The sequence below is a fragment of the Bradyrhizobium sp. USDA 4541 genome, assembly GCF_024171085.1.
Taxonomy (GTDB): domain Bacteria; phylum Pseudomonadota; class Alphaproteobacteria; order Rhizobiales; family Xanthobacteraceae; genus Bradyrhizobium; species Bradyrhizobium australafricanum.
The window spans coordinates 6,231,958-6,245,048 of sequence record NZ_JALJZF010000001.1; the positions used below are offsets into that span (position 1 = coordinate 6,231,958).

At 65.4% G+C, this 13,091-nt stretch carries 15 protein-coding genes; 7 read left to right on the forward strand and 8 right to left on the reverse strand.

Annotated features, from left to right (window positions below):
* The first annotated feature begins 19 nt into the window (after positions 1-19).
* Both J2R80_RS29700 and J2R80_RS29705 read left to right on the forward strand, forming a co-directional pair.
* Complete coding sequence (locus J2R80_RS29700) at positions 20-592, forward strand: HdeD family acid-resistance protein (RefSeq protein WP_092083436.1); 573 nt, start codon at positions 20-22, stop codon at positions 590-592.
* 236 nt (positions 593-828) lie between these two features.
* The gene (locus tag J2R80_RS29705; protein ID WP_057018573.1) at positions 829-1,914 is read left to right on the forward strand and encodes a 3-deoxy-7-phosphoheptulonate synthase; all 1,086 of its coding nucleotides are present in this window, start codon (positions 829-831) and stop codon (positions 1,912-1,914) included.
* A 66-nt stretch (positions 1,915-1,980) separates the two neighbouring features.
* Here the strand turns inward: J2R80_RS29705 and J2R80_RS29710 are convergent, their stop codons facing one another.
* Genes J2R80_RS29710 through epmA form a run of 4 tightly spaced genes read right to left on the reverse strand, consistent with a single transcriptional unit; the run spans position 1,981 to position 4,630 of the window.
* Positions 1,981-2,226: a hypothetical protein gene (locus tag J2R80_RS29710; protein WP_225644401.1), complete on the reverse strand. Its 246-nt coding sequence runs from the start codon at positions 2,224-2,226 to the stop codon at positions 1,981-1,983.
* Between the two features lie 43 nt (positions 2,227-2,269).
* The gene (locus tag J2R80_RS29715; RefSeq protein ID WP_225644190.1) at positions 2,270-2,521 is read right to left on the reverse strand and encodes a hypothetical protein; all 252 of its coding nucleotides are present in this window, start codon (positions 2,519-2,521) and stop codon (positions 2,270-2,272) included.
* Positions 2,490-3,581: a lysine-2,3-aminomutase-like protein gene (locus J2R80_RS29720; protein WP_253590329.1), complete on the reverse strand. Its 1,092-nt coding sequence runs from the start codon at positions 3,579-3,581 to the stop codon at positions 2,490-2,492. The genes J2R80_RS29715 and J2R80_RS29720 overlap by 32 nt, the downstream gene beginning before the upstream one ends.
* The gene (epmA, locus tag J2R80_RS29725; protein WP_253590330.1) at positions 3,578-4,630 is read right to left on the reverse strand and encodes an EF-P lysine aminoacylase EpmA; all 1,053 of its coding nucleotides are present in this window, start codon (positions 4,628-4,630) and stop codon (positions 3,578-3,580) included. Before epmA ends, J2R80_RS29720 begins: the two co-directional genes overlap by 4 nt.
* A gap of 416 nt (positions 4,631-5,046) precedes the next feature.
* Between epmA and efp the strand changes: the two genes are divergently transcribed.
* From efp to J2R80_RS29740, 3 genes are all read left to right on the forward strand, one after another.
* The gene (gene efp, locus J2R80_RS29730; protein WP_016844580.1) at positions 5,047-5,613 is read left to right on the forward strand and encodes an elongation factor P; all 567 of its coding nucleotides are present in this window, start codon (positions 5,047-5,049) and stop codon (positions 5,611-5,613) included.
* 128 nt (positions 5,614-5,741) lie between these two features.
* Positions 5,742-7,346 (forward strand): M23 family metallopeptidase, encoded by a 1,605-nt coding sequence (locus J2R80_RS29735; RefSeq protein WP_253590331.1) that lies wholly within the window; start codon positions 5,742-5,744, stop codon positions 7,344-7,346.
* A 340-nt stretch (positions 7,347-7,686) separates the two neighbouring features.
* Positions 7,687-8,109, forward strand: coding sequence for a DUF805 domain-containing protein (locus J2R80_RS29740; RefSeq protein WP_253639861.1), 423 nt, complete (start codon positions 7,687-7,689; stop codon positions 8,107-8,109).
* Between the two features lie 21 nt (positions 8,110-8,130).
* Here the strand turns inward: J2R80_RS29740 and J2R80_RS29745 are convergent, their stop codons facing one another.
* The 3 genes from J2R80_RS29745 to J2R80_RS29755 all read right to left on the reverse strand — a co-directional run bounded on the left by J2R80_RS29745 (position 8,131) and on the right by J2R80_RS29755 (position 10,198).
* Positions 8,131-9,024, reverse strand: coding sequence for a dihydrodipicolinate synthase family protein (locus J2R80_RS29745; protein ID WP_253639862.1), 894 nt, complete (start codon positions 9,022-9,024; stop codon positions 8,131-8,133).
* A 146-nt stretch (positions 9,025-9,170) separates the two neighbouring features.
* Positions 9,171-9,677: a cupin domain-containing protein gene (locus tag J2R80_RS29750; RefSeq protein WP_057018578.1), complete on the reverse strand. Its 507-nt coding sequence runs from the start codon at positions 9,675-9,677 to the stop codon at positions 9,171-9,173.
* 41 nt (positions 9,678-9,718) lie between these two features.
* Complete coding sequence (locus J2R80_RS29755; protein WP_057018579.1) at positions 9,719-10,198, reverse strand: carboxymuconolactone decarboxylase family protein; 480 nt, start codon at positions 10,196-10,198, stop codon at positions 9,719-9,721.
* 206 nt (positions 10,199-10,404) lie between these two features.
* On the opposite strand from J2R80_RS29755, the gene J2R80_RS29760 reads away from it, so the two are divergent.
* Both J2R80_RS29760 and J2R80_RS29765 read left to right on the forward strand, forming a co-directional pair.
* Complete coding sequence (locus J2R80_RS29760; protein WP_245311608.1) at positions 10,405-10,869, forward strand: MarR family winged helix-turn-helix transcriptional regulator; 465 nt, start codon at positions 10,405-10,407, stop codon at positions 10,867-10,869.
* Between the two features lie 55 nt (positions 10,870-10,924).
* The gene (locus J2R80_RS29765; RefSeq protein ID WP_057018581.1) at positions 10,925-12,160 is read left to right on the forward strand and encodes a lytic murein transglycosylase; all 1,236 of its coding nucleotides are present in this window, start codon (positions 10,925-10,927) and stop codon (positions 12,158-12,160) included.
* 98 nt (positions 12,161-12,258) lie between these two features.
* Here J2R80_RS29765 and J2R80_RS29770 read toward each other — a convergent pair whose 3' ends face one another.
* Positions 12,259-13,077 (reverse strand): SDR family NAD(P)-dependent oxidoreductase, encoded by an 819-nt coding sequence (locus tag J2R80_RS29770; RefSeq protein WP_076828684.1) that lies wholly within the window; start codon positions 13,075-13,077, stop codon positions 12,259-12,261.
* Between the last annotated feature and the right edge of the window lie 14 nt (positions 13,078-13,091).

Sequence of the window (13,091 nt, forward strand, 5' to 3'; positions counted from 1 at the left end):
GCAGATCCGGAGAACCGCGATGACCCTGTCCAACGACCTCGACAAGCTGCGATCGGAAATGCAGGCCGCGGTGAAGGCGCACTGGAAGGCGTTCCTGTTCGAAGGCATCCTGCTGGTGATCCTCGGCATCGCCGCGATGATCGTGCCGACCTTCGCGAGCCTCGCCGTCACCATCTTCCTCGGCTGGATGTTCCTGATCTCAGGGATCGGCGGGCTGATCGTGACGTTCTGGGCGCGCAACATGCCGGGCTTCTGGTGGTCGCTGATTTCGGCCGCGCTCGCCGTGCTGGCCGGCATGGTGCTGCTCGCCCGTCCGATGCAGGGTGTGCTGACGCTGACCATCGTGGTCGGCGCCTATTTCGTCGCCGAGGGCGTCGCCACCGTCATGTACGCGCTGGAGCACCGCCGCGAATTGTCGGGACGCTGGTCCTGGCTGCTGATCGCCGGCCTGATGGACATCGTGATCGCCTTCTTCATCATCGCGGGCTTGCCGGAATCCGCGGGATGGGCGATCGGCCTCCTCGTCGGCCTCAATCTGATGTTCGGCGGGGCGACCCTGATCGGCATGGCGTTGGCGGCGCGCAACACCTGACGCCGAACCGCGGGGGGCTTGCATTTGGGGGGTGACAGCCCCAAATCCCTGCGCTATAGAGCCGCCCAATGATCACCGTCGCCACCAGCTATTTTTGGTACTTTAGCTACGACAGCTCGCTGGCGGCAGGAGGATCGCGCTCAATCTGAAGAATTGCAGCAAACGTCCAAAACAAGCCGCCAGACCTGGCGGCTTTTTTGTGTGCCGGCAGGTCCCGAAATCCAAAGGAGCCAGCCGTGTTGAGTACGACAGACGATCTTCGCATCAAGGAATTGAAAGAGCTCAGTACGCCCGAGGAGGTGATGCGGGAGGTCCCGCGCACCCTGACGGCGACCCGGGTGGTGATGGGCGCCCGCAACGCCGTCCACGCGATCCTGAACGGCACCGATGACCGCCTGCTGGTCGTCGTCGGCCCCTGCTCCATCCACGATCCCGCGGCGGCCGTCGATTACGCCGAGCGCCTCGCCAGCCTGCGCGAACAGCTCGCCGACCGCCTCGAGATCGTGATGCGGGTCTATTTCGAGAAGCCGCGCACCACCGTCGGTTGGAAGGGGCTGATCAACGATCCCGATCTCGACGGCAGCTTCGACATCAACAAGGGCCTGCGGCTCGCCCGCAACGTGCTGTCGGCGGTGAACAATCTCGGCCTGCCGGCCGGCACCGAATTCCTCGACATGACGACGCCGCAATACATCGCCGATCTGGTTTCCTGGGCCGCGATCGGCGCGCGCACCACCGAGAGCCAGATCCATCGCGAGCTGGCTTCCGGCCTGTCCTGCCCCGTCGGCTTCAAGAACAGCACCGACGGCGGCGTGCGGATCGCGGCGGACGCGGTGAAGTCAGCCTCGCACCCGCATCACTTCATGGCGGTCACCAAGGGCGGCCGTTCAGCGATCGCCGCGACCAGCGGCAACGAAGACTGCCACGTCATCCTGCGTGGCGGCCGGGCGCCGAACTATGATGCCGCGAGCGTCGATGCTGCCGCCGCCGAGCTCGGCCGCGCCGGTGTCGCGGCGCGGCTGATGATCGACACCAGCCACGCCAACAGCAGCAAGAAGCCGGAGAACCAGCCAGCGGTTGCCTCCGACATCGCGCGCCAGGTCGCAGGCGGCGAACAGCGCATCATCGGCGTGATGATCGAGAGCAATCTTGTCGCGGGACGCCAGGACGTCGTGCCAGGCAAGGCGCTGACCTACGGCCAGAGCATCACGGATGGCTGCATCGACCTCGGGACGACGGCTGACGTGTTGAAGCAGCTGGCCGATGCCGTCGACGCAAGGCGCAGCGTGCGGCGTGACGGCCTGCAGGAGCGTTCGGCCTGACGCGGCCGAACGGATTGAGCGTTGCCGGCGGGGCGAATATCGCGCCTCGCCGGTCAGCTGCGTGGGTTAGCAACCGCGGCAGATGCTCTTGATCTTCCTGTCGAGCGCCGCGTCTTCCTTGTTGGCCTGACTGTTCGGATCGCTGATATTCTTCTCGCTGCCAACGTCGCCGCGGCGCGGCTGACGATGTCCGATCGGCGCCTCCGGGACCGTCCCGCCCTTCTGCATGGAGGACGATCCGCCCTGTTGCTGCGCCCAGGCTTGGGAGATGCCAAGCTGGGGCGCTCCGGCCGCAACCATCATCAGAGCCATCAACAAAACTGTCTTCCGCATCTCGCGTCTCCGCTTCTCAACCCTATCGCGCCCGTTCCGGCACCTCGACGGTAGCACAGTTGCGTCGCCCCTGCGCTGCGCAATCCTGTACCTTCCGTATATCGGCCATCGTGCCAAGGAGCCAGATTCCCGCGGCGACCAGCACCACAAAGAAGCCGAACATCACAGCATTTTCGATGCTGCGGTTGCCCTCATCCTCGGGCGGCTCCTGCCGTCCGTCCCCGGCCCCGCTCATCGCCGCCTCAGGATTGCGGCGGGTAAAGATGAACGTCACCACAATAATCGACGATACGGTAGCGCCGTTCCATCGGATCTTCACGTTCGCGGGAAGCCGGCTGCGACAAATAGCTCGGGCCGATCGGCGCTTTGCCGTGGCCGCCGGGGATGTCGAGCACATAATCCGGCTGACAAAGTCCGGACACACGCCCGCGCAACGCCCGCATCAGTTCCTGCCCGGCTTCGATCGTGGTGCGCAAATGCGCTGTGCCGGGCGCAAGGTCGCCGTGATGCAGATAATAGGGCTTGATCCGGCACTCGACGAAGCCGCGCATCAGCGCCTCGAGCGTCGCAGCATCATCATTGACGCCGCGCAGCAGGACGGACTGGCTTACCAAGGGAATGCCGGCGTCTGCAAGGCGCGCGCACGCTGCGCGGGCATTGTTGCTCAGCTCACGCGGATGGTTGGCATGGATCGCAATCCAGGTCGTCGCGCCTTCGACCCGCAGTGCCGCGATCATCTCGGGATTGATACGGCCCGGATCGGCGATCGGAACACGGGTGTGGAGGCGAACGATCTTCACATGATTGATGTCGGCGAGATCGGCCATGATCTCGGTCAGCCTGCGCGGCGACAGCATCAAGGGATCGCCGCCGGTCAGGATGACTTCCCAGATCTCCGGATGGCTGCGGATGTAATCCAGCGCCGCACGGTAGGCGTCATCGGACAAGGCCGAGGCCTTTCCCGGCCCGACCATTTCGCGCCGGAAACAGAACCGGCAATACACCGCGCAGACATGGACGAGCTTGAACAACACCCGATCGGGATAGCGATGCACGATTCCGGCGACCGGCGAATGCGCATCGTCGCCGATCGGATCGGCGTTCTCGCCCGGCTGCTCGACGAGTTCGTCGGCGCTCGGGATGAACTGCCGCGCGATCGGGTCGGCGGGATCGTCCGGATCAATCAGCGCGGCGAGCTCCGGCGTCACCGCGACCGCGTAGCGCGCAGCAACCCGCTCGAGCCCGGCCAGTGCTGCGACCGGCGCGAGCCCGGCATCGACCAGCTCGCGCGGCTGTCGCAGCGTCGCCGCCAGTTTTGGATCGATCCTGTTCATGTCTCTCCCGCAGGCGGCGTCCAGACCACCTGATCAATTCGTGGCGCGCCGCTCGCCAACATCACCAGCCGGTCGAAGCCGAGCGCGACGCCGCTGGCCTCCGGCATCTGGCCGACCGCGGCAAGGAAATCGTCATCGAGCGGATAGCGCTCGCCATAACGGCGGGCCTTCTCATCCATCGCTGCGGTGAAACGATGGCGCTGCTCGGCCGCGTCGGTCAGCTCGCCGAAGCCGTTGGCGAGCTCGACGCCGCAGGCATAGACCTCGAAACGCTCGGCGACCCGCTGATCGCCGGCCTTGGTGCGCGCCAGCGCGGCCTCTGGCGACGGATATTCGAACAGCACCGTCAGACGGCCCTGTCCCAGATGAGGCTCGATATGCTCGACCAGCACCTTACTGAAGATATCGGACCAGGTGTCGTCATCTGCAACCCGCACCCGCGCTGCTGCAGCCGACGCCAGCGCTTCGCGGTCGCCTTCGCCGCCTGAGATCGTCGCCTGGAGATCGATGCCGGCGAAGCGCTCGAAACCTGCCGCGACCGTCAACAACTCCGGCTCCGCAAACGGATCGGCCGTCCTGCCGCGGAATGAAAACCGGCCGATCCCGGTCGCCTGAGCCGCATGGGCGATCACCACGATCGTGTCGGCCATGATGGCGTCATAGCCGGCATTGGCGCGGTACCATTCCAGCATGGTGAATTCGGGCAGATGCAGGTCGCCGCGCTCGCGGTCGCGGAACACCCGCGCGAACTCGTAGATCTTCGGCTCGCCGGCCGCGAGCAGCTTCTTGCAGGCGAACTCCGGCGAGGTGCGCAGATAGCGCGGCGCATGTGAGCCATCGGCCTGCCTGAGCTCGGTGCGGGGAGCGTGCAGATGGGTCTCGTTGCCCGGCGAGATCTGCAGAATCGCGGTCTCGACCTCGGCAAATCCCTGCTCCTCGAACCAGGCGCGCAGCGCTCGCGTGATCGCCGTCCGCGCCTGCAGGAACGGCCTGCGGTCGGCATAGCGCTGCGGCATCCACCAGGGCGACGGCCGGTCATGAGCTGTCATCGCCAGAGCATCCTCACGGATTCAACATCAACGAGCCGCCATCCGCACTCAAGAGTCCCGCGCAACCGATTGATTCCACACAAATTCATAAGCCTACACAGCCCGAGCCTCCGCGGAACGCAGCGAGGCTGATCCCTTCTTGTCGAAAGACGCGCACCTTGTCCATGCGCGCGCGTGGCTGAACCTGAACCACGGCTCGCGCGTCCCATCCGCAGATTCGATGAAACGGATGAGCCCATGGCCGAAAAATAGGGCCGATCGGGACGGCCGGGACGGTTGGCAACCTTGCGAATTCGGCCGCAAAAGACTGGCATCTCAGGGACAAATCAGTATGTTGCAGCCCGAAATCGCCGCCATGGCCGAGGGGCTGCCGATCCGGTTGGCGCCCTTAGGCTCTCAAATTCAGGAAAACACCTTTGAAAGTCATCGCCAGTTCCATCCGCAAGGGCAACGTCATCGAGCAGGACGGCAAGCTCTATGTGGTCCTGTCCGCCGAGAACATTCATCCCGGCAAGGGCACCCCGGTCAGCCAGATCGAAATGCGCCGCATCGGCGACGGCGTGAAGGTCTCGGAGCGCTACAAGACCACCGACCAGGTCGAGAAGGCCACCGTCGAGGACCACAACTACAACTACCTCTATGAAGATGGCGACGGCTTCCACTTCATGAACAACGACAACTACGACCAGGTCCAGGTCTCCAAGGAGATCGTCGGCTCGTCCGCGCCGTATCTGCAGGAGAACATGACCGTGAAGCTCTCGATGCACGAGGGCAACCCGGTCGCGATCCAGCTGCCGCAGCGCGTGACGCTGGAAGTGGTCGAGACCGAGCCTGTGACCAAGGGCCAGACCGCCTCCTCGTCCTACAAGCCGGCCATGCTGTCCAACGGCCTGCGCACCGGCGTGCCGCCGCACATCACCACGGGCACGCGCATCGTGGTCATGACCGAAGACGGTTCCTACGTCGAACGCGCCAAGGACTGAGCGCTTGAGGCGCGGTGGGATTTGAAATGAATCGTCACCGCGCCTCAACTTGTTGGTTAAGCATCAACTTTAGCGAAAACCGCTACACACTTTTCCGGAACTTGCTTTAGTCTTACGGGCGATCAGACATGAGCCCGGGGTGTGCAGTGAACAGGAAGGTGGTCAGCTTCGTCAGTTGCTGGCTGGCAGCCCTGCTCTCGCCTCTTCCCGGCGCCCATGCCGACGAATTCCGAACGGCATCGATCTCGGCCATGCGGGTCGAATGGCGCGCCGTGCTCGACCAGCTGCGGCAGGAGATCGGCAGCCGCCCGGCCATCGCCGCCGGCTTCACTTTCGCAGGCCAGCGCCGCGTGCCCGCCACCGATCCGCGGGCGACGCCTGCGCTGGTGCAGTTGAACGCGGTGACAGCGCCGCTGTTTCCCGGCATTGCGCAGAGCCCGATCCCGGTGCTGCTGCCGCTCGACCCCGCAAGCTATCTCGACGCGCGGCAAAACGGTGCGCCGGACAGCCTGTCGATCGCGCGCTACCAGGCCGACTTCCGCGCGGTCGATTTCTTCCATGCCGGTGCATCGGGCTACGATGCCGTGTTCTCGCTCGACCCCGGCGCCGGCGACGGCCTGCCGCCGCGGACATTTGCAAAGCCGGTCGAGGTGCAAATTTCCGGCTCGATCCTGGTTTACGACCTCGCCGACCGGCTCGGCGGCAAGGGCGAGCCGGTCAAGACGCTGGCCGCGCAGTTTCCGGACCTGCGCCGCTTCATTCGCGAGGGCTATGTCCGCTACGCCTTCACCCGCTTCGGAATTCCCTATGTCGTCTCGATCCAGTGCCTCGACAGCGCGCCGCGGCCGAAGCGGCTGGCCTGCCGCGAGGCCTATCCGGTCGCCGAGCGGTTTCTGAGGGCCCTGCGCATTGTCGGCGGCCAGCCGTCACGGCCACGCAGCGACGTCGCCTCCGACATCGCCGAGCGGCCGGCCGCGCAATCCGCCGACTTCACCTACCACCCGAGCGGCGACATCGTCGCGGGCAGCGGCGGCCGCAGGCAACAAGGCGGCCACGCCGACTTCACCGTCTATTCGCAGATCCGCTTTCCGCTCGAGAAGGCGCCGGCCTTCGCCCACTCGCAATCCTTCGCCAAGCGCAAGCCCGGCGCGGCCATCGACACGTATCCCTGGCAAGACAATTTCTGCGAGGCGCGCAGCTTCGAGGTCGGCCAATGCGCCAGCGGCTACGGCCATCAGGGCCAGGACATCCGCCCCAGCGCATGTCCTGTCGACAGCAAGGATGGTTGCGACCCCAAGCAGCAGGCGGTCGTTGCGGTGCGCGACAGTATCGTGATCCGCTCGGCGCAGCAGCAGGCCGCGACGTTGCAGGTCAACACCCGCACCGAGCATGTCCGCTTCCGCTACATGCACATGAACCCGTCAGTGATGGATGCAGACGGCCTGCTCAACGGACGCCGCGTCAGCGAGGGCGAGAAGATCGGCGTGGTCTCGAACTATCTCGACCACCCCAACGGCACATCGCGGCATCTGCATTTCGACGTCCAGCTGTTCACGCGCGACGGCTGGCTGTGGGTCAATCCCTACACCACGCTGGTGTCGGCCTATGAGCGGCTGATCCGCGGCCGCGGCCGCGAGATCGGACCGGAGCCCGGGCTTGCAGCCGCCGTGGCCCATGCCCTGCCCGACGACGTCGTGCATCGCATCGACACCCAGGAAGGCGGCGGCAATTAGAGTGTTGTCGAGCGAAGGGGACACCGGTTCGGGGCGCACTGCCAAAATATCGAAAACAACCCCATGCAAAGTAGCCGGCGGCTGCCGTCGTTCGACACGACACGTTCGACACGACAACTTGACCCGTCGGGCAAATCAGCGGCATTATTCCATTATTCCGAAATTGTGCAAACGCCCACCGCAGGTTCCATCCGGAATCGCGTCGATGCCCGCCATGTCGCGGCGACAATTGCCAGCTTGAATGATCATGATGGAAGCAGAACGGCGGGAACCCGACCCGCTTTGACCATCGGACGCAAGTCTCTATCAGATGCCCATTCAGGCTGGACCACAACCAAGCATGCTCTCGACCTTCAGCTGGTTCTTTCTTTCGGTGAAAGGCCGCATCAGCCGGCAGGAATTCAGCCTGGGATTTTTCGGCCTCGTGCTGGTCGACATGCTCGTCATTCGCGTCGGCGTAAGGCTCGACCCCGGTCCACGGTATTATGACAGCAGCCCGCCCGCCGACGAGTTGTCCGTCCTGCGCTTGCTGCTCATGCTGTCATTGTGGCCGTTCGCCGCGATCCTGGTGAAGCGGCTGCACGACCTCAACGTCTCGGGCTGGTGGGCGCTGACGATCCTCGCCGTTCCCCACCTCGCCGCCGCGCTGCACGTCAAATACTGGATCCCCTATCTGGCGCTCGTTGCAACGCTGAGCGTGCTGCCGGGATCGAAGGGTGACAACTGGTTCGGCCGCGACCCGCTGGCGCGCGCCGGCATCTAGCGCCCTCCGCCGTGGTTGCGATCAGTCGATCTCCATCGCAGCCAACGTCTCCTTGACGCGCCTCTGAGCGTCCGCGGGCAGCGGCAATATCGGACGTGGAGGCTCGGCCGCGCAGATCCCTCTGAGATTGGCAAGTGCGTAGACAACACGCAGACTGGAATATGTCCTGAACAGATCCCAAATCGGCTGCAGACGCGCGTTGAGCTCTCGCGCCCGGGCCGCATCGCCGCTCCTCGCAGCGCGAACGATGTCCACGCAGACCTTCGGAAAGATTCCCGCGAGAACGCTGTACCAGGTATCTCCACCTGCCAGCAGTGCCTCGGTGCAATTCCAGTCGGCGCTGTAGCCCAACGCAACGCCGTCCGGAACCACAGCCCGCAATTCCCCGAGATGGCCCGCCACGGTCGAGGCATCCAGCGCCGGACTTTTCACCGCGACGATTCCCTCGACCCGGCTCAGACGGCCGATGAGAGCCGGCGTGAATTGAAAATGAGTCGTTCCGGGATTGTCATAGATGACGATCGGCAACCCGCTCTGGCGGGCCACGGTTTGAAAATGCTCAAAGACCTCGTCATCGGTCAGCGGCGTATAGGAAACCGCCGCCAGCAGGCCCGCCGTCGCGCCGGCATCACGCGCATCTTGAGCCAGCCGCACCGCATCGTCGGTGCGTAGTGCGCCGATGCCAACCAGTATTGGTGTGTTGCCGTCCGCCAAGGCGGTCGCCGCCTGCACGGCGCGCCGCCGCTCATCGCGGCTGAAATACGGATATGAGCCGGTGCTTCCGAGCAGCCCGACCGAATCCACCTTCGCCGCAATCAAGGGGTCGAGCAAGGCGCGGAGCGCACCCACGTCAACCCGCCCATCCCGGTTCGAAGGTGTGATCGGGAAGGCAGAGAGCCCCTTCAGACTGATCATCGATTTGTCCATCGTCGGCAACCGTCGCCGCAACCTGTCGTGCAATCAATCGACACGCCCCGTTGCGCGCAAGGTCCAGTTTCACGCGAACTGGGCCCCAAACTGGTCCAGTGCGCACGTCTTGCAGAGCGAGCGCCCACCGATCGCTATTCGAGCATCGTGGTCAGCTGCGCGCCCTCGTCCGCCACGAACACCGCGATCAGTTCCGCCGGCTCCGTCGTGCTCGCATTGGCCGAGACCATGTGGGTCGAACCCGGCGGCTCGAAGAAGGACTGGCCGACCTTGAAGGTCTCGACCGGCCCGCCACCGAGCTGGGAGCGGATTTCACCCTTGGTGATGTAGGCCGTCACCGAACCGGAATGGCGGTGCGGCGGCGTGAAGCCACCGGGACCATAGAACACGCGCACCACCGTGACACGCTTGCCCGCCACATTGGGCAGCGCATGCGAGCTGATGACCTCGACCTTGTCGAGCGGCGACGCCGCATTGGCGCTGGCGCACAGCGGCGCGATGACGGAGGAGATCGCGTCCATCGGGGTCGGCAGTGCCTTCCCGATCACGAAGGCGGAGACCAGTCCCGCGATCACGGCCAGCATGACCGGCCGCGGCGGCCGCGCGAATGGAAGGGATGGTGTCATTGCCATCGAGGTCATTGCTTTTCTCCCTGTCGGTTGCCGTTTGATCCGCCTCGACGTTACGAAGCCGCCGCGTCCGCACGCTGCCGGCGCGGCGGCGGCGTCCAGCGATAGGCCGCGCCGAACCGGTTCCAGACATTGATCGATGCGATCGCCGAGGTCAGGTAAGTCAGCTCCTGCTCGGAAAATTCGGTGGTGGCCTGCGCATAGACCTCGTCGCTGACGCCGTTCGGCAGGGTCGTCAACGCTTCGGTCCAGGCCAGCGCGGCGCGCTCGCGCGGCGTGAACTGCGGCGCCTCGCGCCACACCACGACGAGGTTCAGCTTGTCGGCGGGCACGCCGAGGCTCTCGCCCTGCAGGATGTGATACTGCACGCAGAACGCGCAGCCGTTGATCTGCGAGGCGCGCAGCTTGACGAGTTCGAGCAGCTGCTTGTCGAGGCCGGCCTTCGCCGCGAACTGGCCGAGCGCGCGCACCGCGGCGAAGACGTCGGGCGCGAGCTTCTCGAAGTCGGTGTATTCCTTGCGGGCATGTGACATTGGCCTAGCCTCATGTTATCAGTGTACTGAGATATTATCAGAGCTCTGATATCGTCGGCAAGATGCGGACATCGGCAAAGGCGGCAGCACGCGACATGGCGGCAATGCGGAAACGAGGCAAATCGGGCACCGCCGAGCGGCGCCCGGTCGGAAAAGCCGCCGGTCGACGGGCCGCAGCGAATGCGGGATCGAGCGCAGGCGACGTCATGTTCGCCCCTTCCGTTCCCGCGCCGGGCGAAGGCAAGCGCGGCGAGCAGGGCTATCTCGCCTATCTGCTGCGTCAGGCCCACGCGGCCTCGCGGCTGTCGATGGAGCGCCAGCTGGGACGGCTCGGCGTCACCTCGCCGCAATTCGTCGTGCTGACGATGCTGAAAGCCTATCCGGGGCTCTCAGGCGCCGATCTGGCTCGCGTCGCGCTGCTGACGCCGCAGACCGTCAGCGTGATCATCCGCAACCTCGAGCGCGACGGCGCGATCGGCAAGACGCCGCACCCCGTCCACGGCCGCGTGTTGCAATGGACCCTGACCGGCCATGGAACCGCGCTGCTGGAGAAATGCCGGCAGATCGCCCAGGCCCAGGAGCGGCGGCTCGCCGCTAGCCTCGACGCGAGGTCGGAGCAAATTGTCCGGCAATGGCTGTCAAAAATCGCCACAGATTTGCAAGATACATAGCTCCTGCGGCGGCGTGGCTTTTGGCTCACCCGATCGGCGCCGCTACACTGGCCCGATGAAACAGCCTGATTCTCCGAAATCCCCTGCCCGCCGCGCCGTCCTGATGGCCGGGCTCGCGGCCGGCGTGGCGCTCGTCAATCCGCTCGGCGCGCTCGCCGCCGCCCCTCCGGGCTTCGACCAGTGGCGCGACAATTTTCGCGCCCGCGCGCTCGCAAAAGGCATTTCGGAGGCGACCTGGAATCGCTGCATGGGGCGGATCGAGCCCGACATGAGCGTGTTCAGGCAGATGCGTAACCAGCCTGAATTCCACGAGCAGATCTGGCAGTACATCAATCGCCGCGTCTCCGACTGGCGGGTCATTCACGGCAAGGAGGCGCTGAAGAAGAACGAGGCGCTGTTCGGCCGGATCGAACGCGACTTCGGCGTCGAGCGCGGCACGCTGCTCGCGCTGTGGGGCGTCGAGTCGGCCTATGGCGATCCGCTGGTGCAGCAGAACCACATGACGCCGGTGTTTCCCTCGCTGGCGGCGCTCGCCTGGAACGAGCCGCGCCGCAAGGCCTATTGGGAGACCGAGCTGATCAACGCGATGAAGATCGTGCAGCGCGGCTGGAGCACGCCTGAGGAGATGAACGGCTCCTGGGCCGGCGCGATGGGTCATTCGCAGTGGATGCCGGAAGTCTGGCTCAATGTCGGCTTCGACTATGACGGCGACGGCAAGGTCTCGCCGTTCGGCCGGCCCGACGACGCGCTGGGCTCGACCGCGAAATATCTCGTCAACCGCGGCAAGTGGCACCGCGGCGAGCATTGGGGCTACGAGGTCCGCGCGCCCGGCGGCGGCACCGGCGGCAGCCGCACCTATGCGGCCTGGGCCAGCGCCGGCGTCGTCAGAGCCGACGGCCAGCCGTTTCCGCAGCCGAACGCATCAGCGCAACTGTGGATCCCGGTCGCGGGGGGCCCGGCCTTCCTGCTCGGTCCGAACTTCAATTCGGTGAAGAGCTACAACCCGTCGATGAACTACGCGCTGGCGATCTGCCATCTCGGCGATCGCTGCCTCGGCGGGCCGCCCTTCATCCAGCCCTTCCCGGGCTCGGAGCGCGCGCTGACGCTCGCCGAGGTGCAGGAGATGCAGACGCGGCTGACCAAGGCCGGCTTCGACACCGGCGGCACCGACGGCCGCGTCGGCAACGACACCATGAAGGCGATCAAGGATTTTCAGATCAAGATGGGCCTGTTGCCCGCCGACGGTTACGGCGGGCTCAAGGTGCTGGCGCGGCTACGGCAAGGCGGGTAGCCATCATGCGATCCGCGTAGCCCGGGTGAGCGAAAGCGATACCCGGGGACGCATTTCCCGCATATCGCTCCGCTCATGCGGGCTACGACAGTTCGCTCCTACCGGCTCGCAGGCTGCCGCACGACGCCGCCGGCATTCATGCCGCCGTCGATCACGAGCTCGCTGCCTGTGACGTAACGCGACGCGTCGGAAGCGAGATAGAGCACGCCCTGGGCGATCTCGATGGCCTGGCCGGCGCGGCCCAGCGGTGTGGCGAACCTCGCGCGCTCCTCCGGATCGATCGGCGCGTTCTGGCCGGCGCCGGTCGCGCCGGTCGGGATCTTGCCCCAGATCGGCGTGTCGATGATGCCGGGATGCACCGAGTTGACGCGGATGCCGTCGCCGATCTGCGCGCATTCCATCGCGATCGACTTGGCGAACAGCCGCACCGCGCCCTTCGTCGCGCTGTAGCCGGAGAGCGTCGCCGCGCCGCGCAGGCCGGCCAGCGACGACATCATGATGATGGAGCCGCCGCCATGCTTGCGCATCAGCGGCAGCGAGTGCTTCACCGACAGGAATACGCCGTCGATATTGATGGCGGTCTGGCGGCGCCAGTCCGCGAGCGACATCTCGACAATCGAGGGCGCTCCGATGCCGATGCCGGCATTCGAGACCATGATATCGAGGCGGCCATGGCGCTTGCCGATCTCACTGATGATTTCGATCCAGCGCTCCTCGCTGGTGACGTCCTGCGGCAAGAAGGTCACGTTCCGCCCGGCCTTGGTGAGCCGCGCGGCGAGCTCGGGTCCCCTCAACTCATCGATATCGGTCGCAATAACGGTCGCGCCTTCCTGCGCGAGCAATTCAACGATGGCCTCGCCAATGCCCGATGCGCCGCCGGTCACCAGCGCGACCTTGCCTTCAACCTGTCCTGACATGTCCTCTCCCAACG

What these genes read in the sequence shown, in the direction of transcription:
- J2R80_RS29700 (WP_092083436.1), top strand. Translation starts at nt 20, where the DNA reads ATGACCCTGTCCAACGACCTCGACAAGCTGCGATCGGAAATGCAGGCC.
- J2R80_RS29710 (WP_225644401.1), bottom strand. Translation starts at nt 2,226, where the DNA reads ATGGCTCTGATGATGGTTGCGGCCGGAGCGCCCCAGCTTGGCATCTCC.
- J2R80_RS29720 (WP_253590329.1), bottom strand. Translation starts at nt 3,581, where the DNA reads ATGAACAGGATCGATCCAAAACTGGCGGCGACGCTGCGACAGCCGCGC.
- epmA (WP_253590330.1), bottom strand. Translation starts at nt 4,630, where the DNA reads ATGACAGCTCATGACCGGCCGTCGCCCTGGTGGATGCCGCAGCGCTAT.
- J2R80_RS29735 (WP_253590331.1), top strand. Translation starts at nt 5,742, where the DNA reads ATGAGCCCGGGGTGTGCAGTGAACAGGAAGGTGGTCAGCTTCGTCAGT.
- J2R80_RS29740 (WP_253639861.1), top strand. Translation starts at nt 7,687, where the DNA reads ATGCTCTCGACCTTCAGCTGGTTCTTTCTTTCGGTGAAAGGCCGCATC.
- J2R80_RS29745 (WP_253639862.1), bottom strand. Translation starts at nt 9,024, where the DNA reads ATGATCAGTCTGAAGGGGCTCTCTGCCTTCCCGATCACACCTTCGAAC.
- J2R80_RS29750 (WP_057018578.1), bottom strand. Translation starts at nt 9,677, where the DNA reads ATGACCTCGATGGCAATGACACCATCCCTTCCATTCGCGCGGCCGCCG.
- J2R80_RS29755 (WP_057018579.1), bottom strand. Translation starts at nt 10,198, where the DNA reads ATGTCACATGCCCGCAAGGAATACACCGACTTCGAGAAGCTCGCGCCC.
- J2R80_RS29760 (WP_245311608.1), top strand. Translation starts at nt 10,405, where the DNA reads ATGTTCGCCCCTTCCGTTCCCGCGCCGGGCGAAGGCAAGCGCGGCGAG.
- J2R80_RS29765 (WP_057018581.1), top strand. Translation starts at nt 10,925, where the DNA reads ATGAAACAGCCTGATTCTCCGAAATCCCCTGCCCGCCGCGCCGTCCTG.
- J2R80_RS29770 (WP_076828684.1), bottom strand. Translation starts at nt 13,077, where the DNA reads ATGTCAGGACAGGTTGAAGGCAAGGTCGCGCTGGTGACCGGCGGCGCA.